The organism is Testudinibacter sp. 'clade 2', assembly GCF_006227735.1.
Classification (GTDB): domain Bacteria; phylum Pseudomonadota; class Gammaproteobacteria; order Enterobacterales; family Pasteurellaceae; genus Chelonobacter.
In genome coordinates this window covers 1-17,540 of the sequence record NZ_VDHB01000013.1, presented here as the reverse complement: position 1 = coordinate 17,540, position 17,540 = coordinate 1, and the positions used below count along the sequence as shown (strand labels likewise).

The following is a 17,540-nucleotide window of genomic DNA, read 5'->3' as shown; positions in this document are numbered from 1 at the left end:
ACGTTGATCGTCTCCCTTCTGAATGGGGAACGCCCCATTTGTGTTACCTTCATCACGCTTTCAATTTTTCTCAATCAAACGTGAGCGTTTGTGCATTCCTACTCATCTCACTTTCCTATATTTTGTTTTCCAACAAAAACACCATAGGAGAATAGATTATGTTATTAAAAGACAAAGTAGCCATTGTTACCGGTGCAGCTTCTGCGCGTGGGTTAGGCCGTGCAACAGCGAAATTGTTTGCCGAGCAGGGCGCTAAAATCGTGATTGCCGATTTAGATGAGCAAGCATCGATTGAAGCGGCCAATGCTTTGCCGGGTGAAGGGCATTTAGGCGTAGCAATCAATGTGGCGGATGAAGCCCAAGTACAAGCGGCAAAAGAAAAAATTTTGGCTAAATATGGTCGTATCGATGTATTGGTCAACAATGCCGGCATTACCCAGCCACTAAAAGTGATGGATATTAAAGGCGGAAATTATGATGCGGTGCTTGATGTCAGTTTACGCGGCACCTTGTTAATGTCCCAAGCGGTCATCCCAACCATGCGTGCACAAAAGTCAGGCAGCATTGTATGTATTTCTTCGGTATCGGCACAGCGTGGCGGCGGTATTTTTGGTGGTCCGCATTATAGTGCCGCAAAAGCCGGCGTACTTGGTTTGGCTAAAGCGATGGCGCGTGAATTGGGGATTGATGGTATCCGTGTGAACTGTATCACGCCGGGATTAATTCAAACCGATATTACGCAGGGCAAATTATCTGATGAGCAAAAAGCCAATATTATTGCCGGCATTCCATTAAATCGCTTAGGTGATGCGGTTGATATTGCGCGTGCAGCATTATTCTTAGCCAGTGATTTAGCATCTTATTCAACCGGTATCACATTAGATGTGAACGGCGGAATGCATATTCATTAATTTAAGGGGAAATTAATCTATGGCAACTCAAGAATTAGTAACAAAGCTTGCAAAGCATGCCTATAACATTAGACGTTATGCATTACGCATGGGAGAAGTGCAAGGGCAAGGCTATATTGGTCAAGCATTAGGTTATGCCGATGTGTTGGCAACGGCATATTGTCACGCATTAAACTTTAAACCGGCGGATCCCGAATGGGAAGATCGAGATTTCTTTTTACTCTCTCATGGTCACTATGCGATCGCATTTTATGCAGCATTAATCGAAGCCAACATTATTCCGGAAGAGGAGTTGGAGACTTACGGCGGTGACGATAGCCGTTTACCTATGTCCGGCATGGCAACTTATACTCCGGGCATGGAAATGTCGGGCGGTTCACTAGGGCTGGGTTTATCTATTGCTGTGGGGATAGCGCTTGGTTTGCGTTATCAAAATAAAAAATCTTTTGTCTATAACTCCATGTCTGACGGGGAACTGGACGAAGGTTCCACTTGGGAAGCGGCATTGGCTGCCAGCCATCATAAATTAGGCAATTTAATTAATTTAATTGATGTCAACCAACAACAAGCAGACGGTAAATCAAGCGAGATTATGAATTTCGAGCCACTGGTAGATAAATGGCAAGCTTTCGGTTGGTATGTGCAACGAGTCAATGGCAATGATATTACGGCAGTACTCGCAGCATTTGATAATGCGCGCAATTATTCAGGTGATCAACCGCGCGTCATTATTTTCGATACGTTAATGGGGAAAGGCGTTCCATTCTTGGAAGTGCGTGAGAAAAACCATTTTATTCGTGTTGATGCCGATGAATGGCAAAAAGCCATTGCTGTACTAGATGAAAGCCAAAAATAGAGGAATTTTACGATGACTAAGAAAAAATTAACCACATCGGCAATGATCGCCTCTATTGCCGAAGAGGGACAAGAAACCATTTCAGCGCCGTTCGGTTATGCATTAAACAAATTGGCGCAAACCCGCCCTGAAATCGTCGGTGTTACTGCGGATTTGGCAAAATATACAGACTTACACATTTTTGCTCAAAACTATCCGGATAGATTTTTCCAAGTGGGCATAGCAGAACAACTGGCGATGGCGACAGCAGGCGGTTTGGCCAAAACCGGATTAATCCCTTTTGTTACCACTTATGCGGTGTTTGCCACCCGTCGGGCTTATGAATTTATTCATCAAATTATTGCAGAAGAAAATCTGAATGTAAAAATTGCCGTGGCATTACCGGGTTTAACCACCGGTTATGGGCCAAGCCATCAGGCGACGGAAGATATCGCCATGATGCGTGCAATTCCGAATATGACGGTAATTGATCCTTGCGATGCGACGGAACTTGAGCAAATTGTTCCGGTTATAGCAGATCACAATGGCCCGGTTTATCTGCGTTTATTACGTGGAAAAGTGCCGAACGTGTTAAAAGATTATGATTATAAATTTGAAATCGGCAAAGCAACATTACTGGAAGACGGTAATGATGTGTTAATGATTTCAACCGGTATTCTCACGATGCGAGCGATTGAAGCGGCGAAAAAATTAGCGGCTGAAGGTGTAAGTGTTGCCATTTTACACTGTCCAACGATTAAACCATTAGATAATAAAACAATTTTGCGAGAAATTACCAAATCTAACCGTTTAGTGATTACTGCGGAAAACCATAGTGAGATCGGCGGGCTTGGTGAGGCAGTATCGAGTTTATTAGTTGAACAAGGGATTTCCGCCAAAGTGAAACGTATTGCATTACCGGATAAATTTTTACTTGCCGGTGCATTACCGACGTTACACGATGAATATGGTATTTCTACTGCTGCAATTTGTAACAGCATCAAGAAATGGTTAGCGGAATAATACAATTGGGGTGACTACAGGTGGGAGGATAAGTCTGCTTGTAGTCAATCTCGGAGGGAGATTTCTTTATTCATAATATCAATAAATAATATTTTTTAAATTTTAGGTGAGGCATTAAAAATAGTGGTTTTAAACCGCACTTTATGCTTTCTCCCTAATTTCTAAGCAAATAGTATTGCCCCTGATTAATAAAACGGAGAATTATTATGACAGCCCGTAATATTTTACAAATAGAGCAAAGTACCGTGCGTAAGGTAACTTGGCGTTTACTTCCATTTCTTTTTATTTGTTTTTTTATTTCTATCCTTGATCGCGTGAATATTAGTTTTGCAGCACTGCAAATGAATGCAGATTTAGGATTTTCTAATACGGTGTTCGGTATCGGCGCAGGTATTTTCTTTTTTGGCTATTTTTTATTGGAAGTGCCCGGTAGTGCCATGATGGCAAAAGTTGGCGCGCGCAAGTGGATTTGCCGGATTATGGTGAGTTGGGGGATTCTCGCCATTTTAATGGCATTTATTGAAGCACCTTGGCAATTTTATACGATTCGTTTTTTATTGGGGGTGGCCGAGGCGAGTTTTTATCCTTGTATGGTACATTATTTGAGTGGTTTCTACCAAACTAAACATCATGCTAGAGCGATTGCTGCTTTTATGTTGGCGATTCCAGGCGCAAATGCTTTAGGTTCACCGTTATCTACATTCTTATTAACCATTGAGGGGTTAGGATTAAGTGGTTGGCAATGGATGTTTATTATTGAAGCTATTCCTGCTGTTATATTGGGTATAATTTGTTATTTCTACCTAACAGATAGTATCGACAAAGCTCACTGGTTAGAGCAAGAAGAGAAGAAATGGCTAATTGAAACGCTTGATATTGAACAAAAAATGAAGCAAGAAGTGAAACATTATACCTTTATGGAAGCCTTGAAAGATAAAACCGTTTTATGGTTATCGGTAGGTTATTTCTTCTGGATGATGGGTTACTATGGGATCAATATGTTCTTGCCGACCATCTCTAAAACCATCTCGGCGACTTCAGGTATTAGCCTGCAAAATTTAGGCTGGATTATTGGTGCGCTTTACTTCGTGTCAATGATTGTGATGATGTTAGTCGGCAACCATTCCGATAAAACGCAAGAGCGTCCATGGCATGTCGCCGGGTGTTTGGCAGTGAGTGCGCTAGGTTTAATGCTGGCAACTTATGTAGCAGATACTAACGTATGGCTTGCGTTTGTTTTCCTCGCGGTTGCATTGTGTGGCGCATTCGGTGCATTTCCTCCATTTTGGGCTATTCCGCCTTCATTTATCACAGGAGCGGCGGCCGGCGGAGCGATAGCGTTAATTAATAGTATCGGTAACTTGGGAGGATTTTTTGGTCCGACGATTGTAGGATACTTAAAAGAATTAACTAACTCATTTAACACGGCTATTGCATTCTTAGGTGTTAGTATGTTCGTTAGTGTGGCAATTATTGTGCTTAGCGCAAGGAAAAAACAAAAAGAGCTTGCATAATATCTGACTTTTACCCTTTATTTGAACACAATATTTTGCCGTATTGTGTTCTTTTTTTATAATTTATAATAAGTTATGAATCAGTTTTATCACAAGGAAAAATTATGGCAAATATTATTCCTCCGCTAAAATCCCTGCGAGTATTTGAGCAAGCAGCATATTTCGGAAATATTGTAAAAGCGGCAGAAAGTTTAAATATTTCACCGTCAGCAGTCAGCCATCAAATTGCAGGGTTAGAAAGTTTATTAGATAAAAAATTATTTTATCGTACTGGAAGGGGGATAAAACTAACTGGAATAGGGCAACAATATCTTGATGCTATTTCAGGTGCATTACATACCTTAGGCGCAGCAACTAATGATATTATTGAACGTCAAGAACAAGAAACCTTACGCATTCATACTGCTCCAACTTTTGGTTTGCTTTATTTATTACCGAGATTGGAAAAGTTTAAAAAGCAATATCCTGAATATCAAATCAATATTGATTGTTCCTATGAAAATATTCAGTTTAATCTATCTCAAACTGATGTAGATATTCGTTATGGTAGTTTTTCTTGGAAAGGATTAAGCGCTATTCCTATTAAAAATGAATATGCAATTGTGTTAGCTCACCCTGATTTTCTTAAAAAGAATCAAATTAATGAACCAATAGATTTATTAAAATGCGATTTAATCGCTTCTCAATGTATGCTGATGCAATGGCAACAATGGTTTGCAAATCATAATATACAGATAGAAAATTTATCCTATGCCTTTAGTTTCGATCGTTCATATATGAGTTTTGAAGCGGCTAAACAAAATCTCGGTGTCATTGTAGAAAGCAGTTTATTAGCACAACCTTTTATACAATCGGGTGAATTAATCCCCGTTTTTGGTAGTAATTATATGATTCCTATTGATGCACATTATATTGTTTTTCCACATACGCATAAAAAATATGCCAAAGTACAGCACTTTATCAATTGGTTGGAAGAAGAGTTACACAACAGTAGATGAGTACAGTATATATTTGAGTTTTTATAAAAAAACGCTCAAACAATTTGTTTGAGCGTTTTCGTTTCAAATGCGGTTTAAATATTAATCACTGCAAAAAACACCAACACAGAATACAGCGCCGCTAAGCCGTAGAAAATCACACCGCTAGCTGGGATATGCAGTTTGAAATCGTGCATACCGTGGTGTAAACGGTGCATGCCTGCCCACATCGGGAAGATTGCTACGGCGAGCAGAATCAGTTTGCCGATAATGCTTTGTGCAAATGCCACCATGTTGCCTGCGTCAACCAATCCCAATGGATAGAGGAACAGCAGAATTAATGCCAGCACCGGGAAAATAATGGCACTGATGGTTCCGCCTGCACCGAAGAGTAGCCATACGACCGGTTCATTGGAACGTTTTGGAGCTTGTTTCATTATTTCCCCCTTAGAGATAAACCAGAATAAGTGTTAATACCGAGGCTGCAATAGTAATCAGCCACATCAGGTTTCGGATTACAGACTGCGGTAAACGCTCATTTTTGTAGATCAAATTTAACGCTTTTGGTGTTAAGCCGTACCAGGTCAAGGTATTATAAACCACCCCTGCCATCGTGATGACATTCAGGATAATCACTAACGGATTTTTCAGAAATGACACGAAATTGCTTTCAAAGGTTCCGTTGCCTAAACACAAGAAACCGTAAAGCAGCACGATGCAGAACCAAATAGTCGGAAGTGCGGTGGATTCGCGTAGAATATAGAGCTTATAAAACTCTATTTTTTTCCACCAGTTGGGTTTAACTTCACGCACATATTTATTGCGTTTGCTGGTTGTAGTTGTCATTCTTTGCTCCTTACTTTTGCGGTTTCAGCATGGCGATAACGTAGTCTTTGGCTGACTCGACTTTGCCTTGGTTCACACCCGCTGCCGGATCAACGTGTTTCGGACAGACTTCGGAGCAGTAACCGACAAAGGTACAGCTCCACACGCCATTTTTACCGTTCATGATTTTCAAACGCTCGGCTTTGCCGTGATCGCGGTTATCCAGATTGTAGCGGTGTGCCAGTGTCAACACTGCCGGGCCGACGAATTCCGGATTTAAACCGAATTGCGGGCAGGCGGCATAGCACAAGCCACAGTTGATACACATGGAGAAAGTGCGGTATTTTTCCAACTGCGCCGGCGTTTGCTTAGTCCGTTCGCCCGGAGGTGCTTTGTTGCCGATAATATACGGTTTGATCGATTCTAAACTTTCGATAAAGTGGCTGAGATCTACCACTAAGTCACGTTCAATCGGGAAGTTGGCCAGCGCCTCAACCCGCATAAAACCGCTGTAGTCACGTAAGAACGTCTTACAAGCCAAACTCGGTTTATTATTGACCATCATGCCGCAAGAACCGCAGATCGCCATCCGGCATGACCAACGATAGGAGAGTTCAGGCTCCAGTTCGTCCTTGATGTAGCCCAAGGCATCCAATAACGAAGTTTGATCGTCATAAGGCACTTGATAAGCCTTCAAGTAGGGTTCTTTGTCAACTTCGGGATTATAGCGAAGCACTTCGATAGTCATTGTTTTGTTAGCTAGATTACCCATTGCTTACTCCTTGTTTGCCTTTGCTGCTTCTGCGGCTTCTGCTTCCGCACCATATACACGTTTAGCAGGTTGCGATTTGGTAATCTTCACATCACTGTATTCAATTCGTGGTGCGCCGTCTGCATTGTAATAGGCGAGAGTATGTTTCAAGTAGTTGGTATCGTCACGTTCAACGTAGTCCAAACGTTGGTGTGCACCACGAGATTCTTTCCGTGCAACCGCAGAAGAAGAGATCGATTGTGCCACATCGAGAATCGTACCTAATTCAATGGTGTACAGAATATCGGTATTGAACACGCTGGAACGGTCTGACACCCGCACTTTTTTGAAGCGTTCTTTCAATTCGGCAATTTTATCCACGGTTTTTTGCATTGACTCTTCAGTACGATAGATACCGCAGCCTTCTTCCATCGAATCGCCCATTTCATCACGGATTTTCGACCAACTTTCATTGCCGTCTTGATCCAGCAATGCTTGCAAGCGACCCACCACATCTTTGGCTTGCGCATCGACAGCTGCCGTATTGATATTTTGGCTTTCAACCGCTCTTTGTGCGGCGTATTCACCGGCCACTTTACCGATAACCACCAATTCTGCCAAGGAGTTCGAACCTAAACGGTTTGCACCGTGCAAGCCGGAGGAGGCACATTCGCCCACTGCAAATAAACCTTTGATGCGAGTTTCCGCTTGTTGGTTCACCTCGATGCCGCCCATGGTGTAGTGCACCACCGGACGCACCGGAATCGGCGCTTTTGCCGGATCAACACCTTCGTAGGCTTTTGCCAGTTCACAGATAAACGGTAGACGCTCATGCAGGTATTTTTCACCCAAATGACGCAGATCCAGATGCACCACATCCACGCCTTTCGCGGTTTTCAGGGTGCGACCCAAACGCCATTCTTGCCAGAATGCTTGCGACACTTTGTCACGTGGGCCCAACTCCATATATTTGTTTTCCGGTTTGCCGATTGGTGTTTCCGGTCCCAAACCATAATCTTGCAGGTAACGATAGCCGTCTTTATTGACCAAGATACCGCCTTCACCACGGCAACCTTCGGTCATCAAAATCCCGGTATTCGGCAACCCGGTCGGGTGGTATTGCACAAATTCCATATCACGCAACGGCACACCGTGGCGGTAAGCCATGGATAAACCGTCACCGGTGACGATGCCACCGTTGGTGTTGAAACGGAACGCACGACAGCCACCGCCGGTTGCAATCACCACCGCATTGGCATTGATTTGTACTAAGGTGCCTTCCATCATGTTCATCGCAACGACACCACGGGCGTGGCCGTCATCGGTCAGAATATCCAGCACGAAGTGTTCGTCGTAACGGATAATTTGCGGGAATTGAATCGAAGTTTGGAACAGAGTATGCAACAGGTGGAAACCAGTCTTATCGGCAGCAAACCAGGTGCGTTCGATTTTCATCCCGCCGAATCGGCGTACATTGACTTCACCATCGTCACGGCGACTCCACGGGCAGCCCCAACGCTCCAGCTGAGTCATTTCGATCGGTGAGTGCTCAACAAAATGTTCAACCACATCTTGTTCGCACAGCCAGTCACCGCCGGCTACCGTATCATGGAAATGCTTGTCATAACTATCTTCGGATTTGATGACGGCTGCGGCACCGCCTTCGGCTGCCACAGTATGACTACGCATCGGATACACTTTTGATATTAAGGCAATCTTCAGATTCGGGTTAGCTTCCGCAGCTGCAATCGCAGCCCGTAAACCGCCGCCACCGGCACCGACAATTGCAATATCGACATTGATAGTTTGCACGATATTCCTCCAGGATAGATGTAAGTAAAAGTAATGATTTAGAGTCAAAAAGTAATATAAACAGTAAGTATGATTTTTTGATCAAAGTCATTTTGCCATGTTTTTTCTGACAACTTAATTGTTTTTTCCCAAATAGACTGAAAAAGCAAACGTTTCGTGATCTACCTCAAAAAAGTTAGTAGATTTAATAACTTACTTTTATGGTCAAGTATTCATATTCCTTTATGCAAGATTCGATTGTGACTTTACGGGATAACCGATAAAATGCGCACTTAATGTTTATTGGCAACAGAAGCAAAGTAGAAACAAAGTAGGGTCAAAGTAGCAAAGTAGGGGCGGATTGTATATCCGCCCGAACCGCACTTTGTATTTATTCTTTATTGATTAAATGCTTATACCGCACTTCGCAAACGGGCGGATATACAATCCGCCCCTACTACTGCAATCTAAACCGTGCGTTTAATGCTACTACTGCAATCTAGATCGTGTGTTTAACGCTTTGCCGATGCCTTGATTTACTTTTGGGATCCTATGTATGATTTTACAGCAACAATGGCAACCCAGTGCGGCGATAAAAAATATTATCGCTCGTGCCAAAATTGTCGCCGAATTGCGCAGTTTTTTTATAGATCGCGGTTTATTGGAAGTCGATACCCCGATTTTAAGCGAATATGCGGTCACCGATGTGCATCTTGCCGTATTTGAAACGCAGTTTATTGCACCGTTTCAAGTCACGCCGAAAACCTTATTTTTGGGTACCAGTCCTGAATATCACATGAAACGCCTGCTCGCCGCCGGCAGTGGGCCGATTTTTCAGATTTGCAAAGTATTCCGCAATGAAGAGGCCGGGCGGAATCACAATCCTGAATTCACGATGTTGGAGTGGTATCGACCGCACTTTGATATGTATCGCCTGATTAATGAAGTCGATGATTTGCTGCAACAGATTCTGGACTGCGAACCGGCAGAATCGTTTAGTTACCAGTTTATTTTTCAGGAATATGTTGGTTTGGATCCGCTGTCGGCAGAAAAAACCGAGCTGGCAAAAAAAGCGGCCGAACATGGCTTGGTCGATGCCGCCAAGCAGTCGCGCGATATGCTGCTGCAATTTTTGTTCAGCCAAATTGTCGAACCGAATATCGGGCAGGAGCGTCCGGCAGCGGTCTATTATTTTCCGACCTCGCAAGCGGCACTGGCGCAAATCAGCTCGGAAGATCACCGTGTGGCGGAACGATTTGAGTTTTATTACAAGGGCTTGGAGCTGGCGAACGGGTTTAATGAGCTGACCGATGCCGACGAACAATTGCACCGTTTCGAACGAGACAATAAGCAGCGCATAGCAAGCGGCTTGCCACCGCGTGAAATTGACCCGCGTTTTATTGCCGCTTTGCAGCAAGGTATGCCGCAATGTGCTGGCGTAGCGCTGGGCGTCGATCGGTTGTTGATGATTGCTTTGGGGCAGCAAAATATTGCCGATGTGATCAGTTTTAATATTGAGAATGCATAGTTCTAGTGAGTAGTAACAAAGATTAGGTGACAGGAAATAGGAGAGAAAATGTCAGAGATATTTATTGCGGTAATAATGGGGATTGTCGAGGGGCTGACCGAGTTTTTACCGGTTTCGTCCACCGGGCATTTGATTATCGCAGGCGAGTTTTTAGGCTTCACCGGAGAGAAAGCGGCAACCTTCGAGGTGATGATTCAGCTAGGCTCGATTTTAGCCGTAGTGGTGGTGTTTTGGCGCAAAATGTTCGGCTTGATCGGCATTCATTTTGGTGAAAAACCGGATCAGCACCAACCGCACTTGACGCTACTGCACATTATTTTAGGCATGATTCCAGCGGTAGTGATCGGTTTGCTGTTTCACAGCACCATCAAATCCTGGTTCAGCATTCAGAATGTGATTTATGCCTTGGTCGTCGGTGGGGTTTTGTTGCTGTTGGCGGAAAAGTTTCGTCCGCCGGTCAGCGCCAACACGCTGGATCAAATCAGTTATAAACAAGCATTTGCCATCGGCTTATTCCAATGTTTGGCACTGTCACCGGGCTTTTCCCGTTCCGGCGCAACCATTTCCGGCGGATTGTTGGTGGGCGTCGGTCGCCATGCTGCCGCAGAATATTCCTTTATTTTGGCCGCCCCGATGATGATGGGCGCCACCGCACTGGATCTGTATAAAAGCTGGCATTTCCTGACGCTTGACGACTTACCGATGTTTGCCGTCGGCTTCGTCACTGCGTTTGTGGTCGCGATGATGGCGATCAAATGGTTACTGAATCTGATTAAACGGATTTCATTCGTGCCGTTCGCCATTTACCGCTTTGTGGTCGCAATTGTATTGTATTTTGTGTTTTTGTATTAGTTTTTAAAAAAACGCTGATATTGCAACACCCTGAAATCAATCGTATTGAATTCGGGGTGTTTTGCTTTCAGCTGTTTATATTCGGCCATACTGCCGACCGCACGATTGGCGGCGCCGGAAGGGGCGGTGAGCGAGACGGTGGTGAAAGTGCGGTTTTGCCAGCTAAATTGGTGAATGCGCGGAATAGTGTTGTTGACCAATGTCAGGCTTAAACCCGCTGTTTTTAGGTGTTGACGAAACAGGTATTCCGGGCCGTTTTTGCTGTTGCCGCCGGTGAATAGCAGCGTGTTGATCGTCGGATTTTCGCTTAAATAGTGCAACAGCGGACGCAGCACGATCTGCTGCATGCCAATATCGGAGGCGTCGATTTTGGTTCGTTGGCACTGCTGCACCATATCGCAAATCCCGATATTGTGTTCATATAGAAAATGTTGTCGCTGTTGTACCGCACTTTGACTGTTTTCAAACTGAAAATCAACGCCAAAAATTTTGCCTAAAATCAGCCAGAGTTGCCCGTCGCGGCTGCCGTAGCAAAAATCTACATCATCAGGCTTCAGACAGCCTTGCGAAAAGCGTGGCGGCGGCAACGTGCCGACAATCAGTTTGTCGGCATTGAGGGGAATAAAGGGCGGATAGGGGTGATTGTGCAGGAACAACTCAGCCTCGTTCGGTGCGTTCGCTGCGATGCCCATGTTCGCCGTCAAATAAGTTTTGGATTAATATTTTAGATTTGCGCTGATAGTTGTAGTGTTCACGCTTGTCTTTCGGCAAATCCTCGACATTGGCAATTTTAAAGCCACGCTCTTGGAACCAATGTACCGTGCGAGTGGTCAGCACAAACAGCTGTTTGATTTTGAGTTTTCGTGCCCGTTTTTGCAACTCTTCCAGCAGAATATCGCCACGAGAGGAGTTGCGATAATCCGGATGCACTGCCACACACGCCATTTCCGCCATGCTCTCTTCGGCGTAAACATTCAAGGCGGCACAAGCGATTATCACTCCGTCACGTTCAATAATAGTGTAGTTGCCGATCTCCATTTCTAGCTGTTCCCGTGAACGTTTCACCAAAATACCTTGTTGTTCCAGCGGGTGAATCAGTGCCAGTAGTGCTGCGATATCTTGAATGGTGGCAATGCGAATGGTTTCCGAGCTTTCCATCGACACCTGAGTACCGATCCCGTCGCGTGAGAACAGTTCTTGCAATAGCGTGCCGTCCTCTTCGTAGCTGAGCAAGTGCGAACGCTTGATGCCGGCACGGCTGACATCAATTGCCGCTTGCAGGAAGCGGGCTTGCGAGCTGTGATATTGCCCGCTTTCGATCAGTTGATGCAGATGCACGGCTGCACGTTGTGGGAAGAGGTCGGCAATGATCTCGCCGGCTTCATCACGGATACCGTCATCGGCACAAAAACCGATCAGTTTTTCGGCATTCAGTTTAATCGCAACTTGGGTGGCAATGTCTTCAAATGGCATATTGAAGTTTTCGCCGGTGACGGAAGCGCCGATGGGCCCTAACAACACAATCGCATCGTTGTCGAGCTGTTGCTTGATGGCTTTGATATCAATTCGGCGGATTTTGCCACTCAACATATAGTCCACACCGTCATCAACCCCGATCGGTTGGGCGATGACAAAATTGCCGCTGACCACATTAATACTGTTATTACTGTGGTTGCCGGCATTAAAGCTGCGCACTGAAAGGCGGGCACTGATGTCAAATTGCAATTTACCGACCACTTGCTTCACCAATTCTAACGTGTCGGCATCGGTTACCCGAATATTTTTATGATAGACAGGCGCAATATCATGAGCTTGCAGGGTTTCGTTGATTTGATGACGCACGCCGAAAACCACCACCAGCTTGATGCCAAGACTATGTAATAAGCTGATGTCATTGATAATATTAATAAAGTTTTTTGAAGCAATCGTATCACCGTCCAGCATGATCACAAAAGTTTTATCACGGTGTAAGCTAACATAAGGCGTGGATTCTCGGAACCACTCAACTAATTCGGTATCACGTATCATAATCGTCCTATCTAAAACGTATAAACATCAACAGACCCTGCATATTCTGCATTCTTATGCAAAATATACCAGTGATTTTTGCTAATCGCCCAATAAACTGTGCCAGATTTCTCTGACAAACGCCCTTTCTACACTAAATTGCTCGGCACTGACAATCGATTTTTTACCAATCAGGTTCAAATGGTGAATTTCATTGCGTAAATCGACATAACAGCGTTTTAATTGCTTGGTTTGTTCCGCACTCAGCACCCCGACTTGCGCCATGCTGTCAAAAATCCGCACGTTGTCCGACCAGTGGCTCAGTTCGGGGTGATTCGGCGTGTTGGCAAGTACTAAGTATTGGGCGATAAACTCAATATCGGTGATGCCACCCGGATCGGTTTTAATATTGAACAGGTCGGTTTGGGTTTCGGCAAGATGTTCATACATTTTTAGCCGCATTTGGCTGACCTCTTGCCGCAACTGCGCCACATCACGTGGTGTGGCCAAAATAGCAGATCGGATCTGCTCGAAGCGTTGGCGAAGTGCGGTTTCACCATAGATTGCACGAGTGCGAACCAGTGCCTGTTTTTCCCAAGTCCAAGCGTCTTGCTGTTGATAGGTTTCGAATGCGGTCAGACTGCTGACCAGCAGGCCTGCTGCACCGGATGGACGCAAGCGCATATCCACCTCATACAAAATACCGGCACGGGTATTGATGCTGAAAATGCTGATGATCTTTTGCGCCAGCCGCAGGTAAAACTGGCTGCTGTCGATGCTGCGTTTGCCGCCAACGGTTTGACCGTTTGCCGGTGCATCGTATAAAAACACCAGATCTAAATCCGAATTATAGCCCAGCTCAATGCCGCCCAGTTTTCCGTAAGCAATCACCAAAAAGTTTTTCTGCTCCGGCTGCAAATGATCCGGTGTGCCGAAACGCTCACTGGTTTGTCGCCATGCCAGATTGACCACGGCACTAATGATTGCTTCAGCTAAATAGGTAAGGTGATCGCTGACTTTCATCACCGGCAGCACCTCTAAAATATCAGCGGCAGCGGTGCGCAGCAGGGTGGCCTGCTTAAACTGGCGCAAAGCATCAATCTGCTGCTCTTCATCATCTTGCGGAATGCGCATCAGATACTCTTTTAAGGTATTATGATATTCGCTGAACGGTGGCGGATTGAACAGGGTTTTATGATCCAACAACTCGTCCAGCAGAATCGGAAAATGAGCGATCTGTTCGGCAATCATCGGCGAAGCGGCACTGAGCCGAATCAGCATATCCAGCGCCGCCGGGTGTTCTTGCAGCAGCTCCAGATAGGTGGTGCGAGTGACCACGTTGCTGATGATATTCAAAATTTTAGGCAACACATTGCTGATATCCGCTCGGGCAAACAGTTTATCCAATACGCACGGCATCAGTTTGTTCAGCACTTCACGCCCACGCTGTCCAATTTGGCGGCGCTGAATTTCGTTACGGAAACGGCTTAAAACCGCTAGCAATTCGTTGTGTACCGTTTCTGTAAACGAATATTGCTGTAACAGGCTGCTGAGTTCGTCATCTTGATAGCTGTTCAGAAAATCACGCCAAATTGAATCATGCTCTTGGTTTGGCTGATTTTCGTTGTCGTCGCCAATCAAATGCTGAAACACATTGCGGACATTTTGCTGCTGTTGTTGCAGATAAGCATAAAATGTCTGCCAATCGTCAATCGGATTTTCAACTTCAATCCATTGGCCGTTTTGGCTTAAGCAGCGGAAACGGCGGCAGGCATGCACCAACCGCACTTGGTCGCTCTGGTTTTGCGGCAGCAGTTGCGTCTGTTTATCATCAATCGCTTGCAGCACGTTTTCTACTCGGCGTAAAAACAGATAAGCCTGTTGTAGCGCTTGTGCTTCATCGGCGGGAATCAGATTCAGTTGCACCAAGTGCGGTAGCACGGTCAGCAGGCTGCGGTGTTGCAGCGCCGGCTCACGTCCGCCACGAATCAGTTGGAACACCTGCACGATAAATTCCACTTCGCGAATGCCGCCGGCACCCAGCTTGATATTATCCACCAAGCCACGACGCCGGATCTCACGTTCGATCATGGATTTCATATCACGCAGCGACTGGATTACGCTGAAGTCAATATAACGCCGATACACAAACGGCTTCAGCATTTTTTTCAGTTGCTGATGATACGGATTGGCCTCGTCTTCGCCCATCAAACGGGCTTTGATCATCGCATAACGCTCCCAGTCACGCCCCTGTTCCTGATAGTAATCTTCCATTGCGGCAAAACTCAACGCTAGCGCCCCGGCATCACCAAACGGGCGCAGGCGCATATCGGTACGATAGACAAAGCCGTCGATGGTGTGTTGATCCAAGGCTTTGATAATCCGTTGCGCCAAGCGGATAAAAAACTGTGAATTGTCTACGCTACGCCGTGCTCCGACGGTTTCGCCCTTTTCCGGATAGGTGAAAATCAGATCAATATCGGAGGAGAAATTCAGTTCAAAGCCGCCTAATTTGCCCATACCTAAAATTAACAACGGTTGTGGATGACCACACTTGTTGACCGGCGTGCCCAGTTCCTGACAGATTTTCGGATAGAGCCAATCGCGCGTCGCTACAATCAGACTCTCCGCCAATTGTGAAAGTGCGGTAAAGGTTTGTTCCACCGACATCAGATTCAAACTCTGACAAAAACTCAACGCCGCCATCTCCCGATTACGAAATTGGCGCAGCAAGGTATAAAGCTGTTCTTCTGTTGTTATGTCGGCTAATTCGGCTTGCAAGCGAGCAGGGTAATCGGCACAAGTCTGCAACGACGGCGGCTGTTGCGCCCATTGTGCGACTAAGTGCGGTTGCTTGTGCAGCACCTCGGCAACAAAATCAGACATCGAAAGTGCGGTATCCAGCTGAGATAAAAACTCAGCAGCGGCAAGCGTTGACAATTCGGCAGCGTGCAACAAAGCTTGAAATTTTTCCACAGGATAACAAAGTTCGGGCGACATGGCAGAATCCTTAAAAAAGCAGTGAAAGTGCGGTCAATTTAGCATATCGCAAGCACAAACAGGAAATTTGTTTTGAGGGTTTTGTGTGACATCAGCTGTCTTTTAGTTATTGCATACTATCGCAAAAACATGAGTGAGCAGGGGAGTTATGCAAAGTCAATATCTAAACAGAGAACAGACACGAGGAGAAGCGCCAACATCAGCAACCACACACAAAAAATGGCGCTTGAGCAGGTGTGGCGATCCGTATTATCCGGTGGTGAAAGCCTAGTGTTGCAGCACAAAGTGCGGTTGACCGCACTTTGCTATTAGAAGCTTATGAAAGTTGATGCTTGTTTTCCAGATGGAATGGGGGTGAAAAAAATTGCGCTATAATTCCGCTACGAGTTCGGGGCGTTTATGTAATAGATTTAATAACGTTGCCGCTGCACCGCTCGGATTGCGTTGCCCTTGCTCCCAAGAACGCAAGGTATTGACTGAAATGCCCAATCGTTCTGCGAATTTATTTTGTGAAAGCCCGGATCGCTGACGTGTTACGGCAATCGGCGAAATGGGTACATAGGTAAGTCGCCCAATTTTTCCTTTTTTCGCTTCCAGTAATGCTTCGGTTAAGCTTTCACGGATTATTTCCGCTGCAGGATCGTCAGCAATCACTGCGCTCACCATAGCTTCAATGTTCCAATTTTTTGTTGCCGTCTGAATTTTGGTTTGGATATCGTCCATCACTTATTCCTTTAACTGTTTTAATTCGGCTTGAGAAATATTTTCTTGCTGATTTTTAGCATATAAATCAAGTAATAAAATTACTCCATGGTCTAACAAATTAAAATAGATGATACGTAATCCTCCGCGTTTACCACGTCCTGAGCCTTGCCATCGCACTTTGCGTAAACCAGAAGAATGAGGAATGATATCTCCGACTAAAGGATCTTTCGCAAGGTAGCTAAAAAAAGCAGAACGCTGTTCTTCATTCCAAATTTCATCCGATTTTTTCTTAAAATGTGGCTGTTCAATAATCGTGTACATCATTTATCTCAATGCATAATATTGTTGTATTATACTAATGCATTGTATGATGTCAATTTGAGTTTTGTTAAACGGTTTTGAGTATGATGATCAGCTGGATATAAGACGTTTTAGCTTAAAATACTTGGTGTTAATCGCAAACAGCTACGAGATGCCACGGCGTTGATGAGCCATTTAGTGCCGCTGGTGATTGAAGTGATGATCGATAATCCGGATACACTGTGGGGCGAACCTTATTATCCGGTGGTGAAAGCGTAAATTGAAACACAAAGTGCGGTTGAGGGCACTTTATCAATTGTGCTGGATAAAAATCAGCAATATATCATTGAATACTATATAATTGAGCATTATAATTACCAAAACTGTATGAATTAGGTAATTATAATGCTCAATAAATCTAAATCTCCAATGCTTTTTCCGAAATACCAACAGGCATTAAAACAAGTGGGCGAAAATATCAAATTAGCAGCCAAAAGACGAAAATTAACCCAAACCTTAAT

The 17,540-nt window shown here is 44.9% G+C and carries 16 protein-coding genes; 7 read left to right on the top strand and 9 right to left on the bottom strand.

Annotated elements, in window-relative coordinates:
* The first annotated feature begins 158 nt into the window (after positions 1–158).
* The 5 genes from FHQ30_RS01435 (at position 159) to FHQ30_RS01415 (ending at position 5,281) form a co-directional block, all read left to right on the top strand.
* Positions 159–911 (top strand): SDR family NAD(P)-dependent oxidoreductase, encoded by a 753-nt coding sequence (locus FHQ30_RS01435; RefSeq protein WP_139610286.1) that lies wholly within the window; start codon positions 159–161, stop codon positions 909–911.
* A gap of 19 nt (positions 912–930) precedes the next feature.
* Positions 931–1,767, top strand: coding sequence for a transketolase (locus FHQ30_RS01430; protein ID WP_139610287.1), 837 nt, complete (start codon positions 931–933; stop codon positions 1,765–1,767).
* 12 nt (positions 1,768–1,779) lie between these two features.
* Complete coding sequence (locus tag FHQ30_RS01425) at positions 1,780–2,769, top strand: transketolase family protein (protein WP_139610288.1); 990 nt, start codon at positions 1,780–1,782, stop codon at positions 2,767–2,769.
* Between the two features lie 206 nt (positions 2,770–2,975).
* Positions 2,976–4,283 carry an MFS transporter gene (locus tag FHQ30_RS01420; protein ID WP_139610289.1) on the top strand — a complete coding sequence of 436 codons (1,308 nt, stop codon included), beginning with the start codon at positions 2,976–2,978 and terminating at the stop codon, positions 4,281–4,283.
* A 104-nt stretch (positions 4,284–4,387) separates the two neighbouring features.
* On the top strand, positions 4,388–5,281 hold the full coding sequence (locus FHQ30_RS01415; protein WP_139610290.1) for a LysR substrate-binding domain-containing protein: 894 nt from the start codon (positions 4,388–4,390) through the stop codon (positions 5,279–5,281).
* Between the two features lie 74 nt (positions 5,282–5,355).
* Here FHQ30_RS01415 and frdD read toward each other — a convergent pair whose 3' ends face one another.
* The 4 genes from frdD to frdA are packed head-to-tail and all read right to left on the bottom strand — an operon-like array spanning position 5,356 to position 8,648.
* Positions 5,356–5,697, bottom strand: coding sequence for a fumarate reductase subunit FrdD (gene frdD / locus FHQ30_RS01410; protein WP_139610291.1), 342 nt, complete (start codon positions 5,695–5,697; stop codon positions 5,356–5,358).
* Between the two features lie 10 nt (positions 5,698–5,707).
* Positions 5,708–6,106, bottom strand: coding sequence for a fumarate reductase subunit FrdC (gene frdC / locus FHQ30_RS01405; RefSeq protein ID WP_139610292.1), 399 nt, complete (start codon positions 6,104–6,106; stop codon positions 5,708–5,710).
* A gap of 10 nt (positions 6,107–6,116) precedes the next feature.
* On the bottom strand, positions 6,117–6,857 hold the full coding sequence (locus FHQ30_RS01400) for a succinate dehydrogenase/fumarate reductase iron-sulfur subunit (RefSeq protein WP_139610293.1): 741 nt from the start codon (positions 6,855–6,857) through the stop codon (positions 6,117–6,119).
* Between the two features lie 3 nt (positions 6,858–6,860).
* Positions 6,861–8,648 (bottom strand): fumarate reductase (quinol) flavoprotein subunit, encoded by a 1,788-nt coding sequence (frdA, locus tag FHQ30_RS01395; RefSeq protein ID WP_139610294.1) that lies wholly within the window; start codon positions 8,646–8,648, stop codon positions 6,861–6,863.
* Between the two features lie 535 nt (positions 8,649–9,183).
* Here frdA and epmA point away from each other — a divergent pair.
* Together epmA and bacA are read left to right on the top strand one after the other, a co-directional pair.
* Positions 9,184–10,155 (top strand): elongation factor P--(R)-beta-lysine ligase, encoded by a 972-nt coding sequence (gene epmA, locus FHQ30_RS01390; RefSeq protein ID WP_139610295.1) that lies wholly within the window; start codon positions 9,184–9,186, stop codon positions 10,153–10,155.
* 48 nt (positions 10,156–10,203) lie between these two features.
* Entirely contained in the window at positions 10,204–11,007 is an 804-nt protein-coding gene (bacA, locus tag FHQ30_RS01385; RefSeq protein WP_139610296.1) for an undecaprenyl-diphosphate phosphatase, read from the top strand.
* Here the strand turns inward: bacA and FHQ30_RS01380 are convergent.
* The 5 genes from FHQ30_RS01380 to FHQ30_RS01360 form a co-directional block, all read right to left on the bottom strand.
* Positions 11,004–11,699: a hypothetical protein gene (locus FHQ30_RS01380; protein ID WP_267963743.1), complete on the bottom strand. Its 696-nt coding sequence runs from the start codon at positions 11,697–11,699 to the stop codon at positions 11,004–11,006. The two genes, bacA and FHQ30_RS01380, sit on opposite strands and share 4 nt — an antisense overlap.
* Positions 11,665–13,032, bottom strand: coding sequence for an amino-acid N-acetyltransferase (gene argA / locus FHQ30_RS01375; RefSeq protein ID WP_139610314.1), 1,368 nt, complete (start codon positions 13,030–13,032; stop codon positions 11,665–11,667). The genes FHQ30_RS01380 and argA overlap by 35 nt, the downstream gene beginning before the upstream one ends.
* A gap of 84 nt (positions 13,033–13,116) precedes the next feature.
* Positions 13,117–16,014, bottom strand: a complete 2,898-nt coding sequence (gene glnE, locus FHQ30_RS01370) for a bifunctional [glutamate--ammonia ligase]-adenylyl-L-tyrosine phosphorylase/[glutamate--ammonia-ligase] adenylyltransferase (protein ID WP_139610297.1) — start codon at positions 16,012–16,014, stop codon at positions 13,117–13,119.
* Positions 16,015–16,383: 369 nt separating this feature from the next.
* Entirely contained in the window at positions 16,384–16,737 is a 354-nt protein-coding gene (locus tag FHQ30_RS01365; RefSeq protein WP_139610298.1) for a helix-turn-helix domain-containing protein, read from the bottom strand.
* Positions 16,738–16,740: 3 nt separating this feature from the next.
* Positions 16,741–17,043: a type II toxin-antitoxin system RelE/ParE family toxin gene (locus FHQ30_RS01360; RefSeq protein ID WP_267963744.1), complete on the bottom strand. Its 303-nt coding sequence runs from the start codon at positions 17,041–17,043 to the stop codon at positions 16,741–16,743.
* Positions 17,044–17,540 lie beyond the last annotated feature (497 nt).

Coding starts and splice junctions, on each gene's coding strand:
- FHQ30_RS01435 (WP_139610286.1), top strand. CDS start 159: ATGTTATTAAAAGACAAAGTAGCCATTGTTACCGGTGCAGCTTCTGCG.
- FHQ30_RS01430 (WP_139610287.1), top strand. CDS start 931: ATGGCAACTCAAGAATTAGTAACAAAGCTTGCAAAGCATGCCTATAAC.
- FHQ30_RS01425 (WP_139610288.1), top strand. CDS start 1,780: ATGACTAAGAAAAAATTAACCACATCGGCAATGATCGCCTCTATTGCC.
- FHQ30_RS01420 (WP_139610289.1), top strand. CDS start 2,976: ATGACAGCCCGTAATATTTTACAAATAGAGCAAAGTACCGTGCGTAAG.
- FHQ30_RS01415 (WP_139610290.1), top strand. CDS start 4,388: ATGGCAAATATTATTCCTCCGCTAAAATCCCTGCGAGTATTTGAGCAA.
- frdD (WP_139610291.1), bottom strand. CDS start 5,697: ATGAAACAAGCTCCAAAACGTTCCAATGAACCGGTCGTATGGCTACTC.
- frdC (WP_139610292.1), bottom strand. CDS start 6,106: ATGACAACTACAACCAGCAAACGCAATAAATATGTGCGTGAAGTTAAA.
- FHQ30_RS01400 (WP_139610293.1), bottom strand. CDS start 6,857: ATGGGTAATCTAGCTAACAAAACAATGACTATCGAAGTGCTTCGCTAT.
- epmA (WP_139610295.1), top strand. CDS start 9,184: ATGATTTTACAGCAACAATGGCAACCCAGTGCGGCGATAAAAAATATT.
- bacA (WP_139610296.1), top strand. CDS start 10,204: ATGTCAGAGATATTTATTGCGGTAATAATGGGGATTGTCGAGGGGCTG.
- FHQ30_RS01380 (WP_267963743.1), bottom strand. CDS start 11,699: ATGGGCATCGCAGCGAACGCACCGAACGAGGCTGAGTTGTTCCTGCAC.
- glnE (WP_139610297.1), bottom strand. CDS start 16,014: ATGTCGCCCGAACTTTGTTATCCTGTGGAAAAATTTCAAGCTTTGTTG.
- FHQ30_RS01365 (WP_139610298.1), bottom strand. CDS start 16,737: ATGGACGATATCCAAACCAAAATTCAGACGGCAACAAAAAATTGGAAC.
- FHQ30_RS01360 (WP_267963744.1), bottom strand. CDS start 17,043: ATGATGTACACGATTATTGAACAGCCACATTTTAAGAAAAAATCGGAT.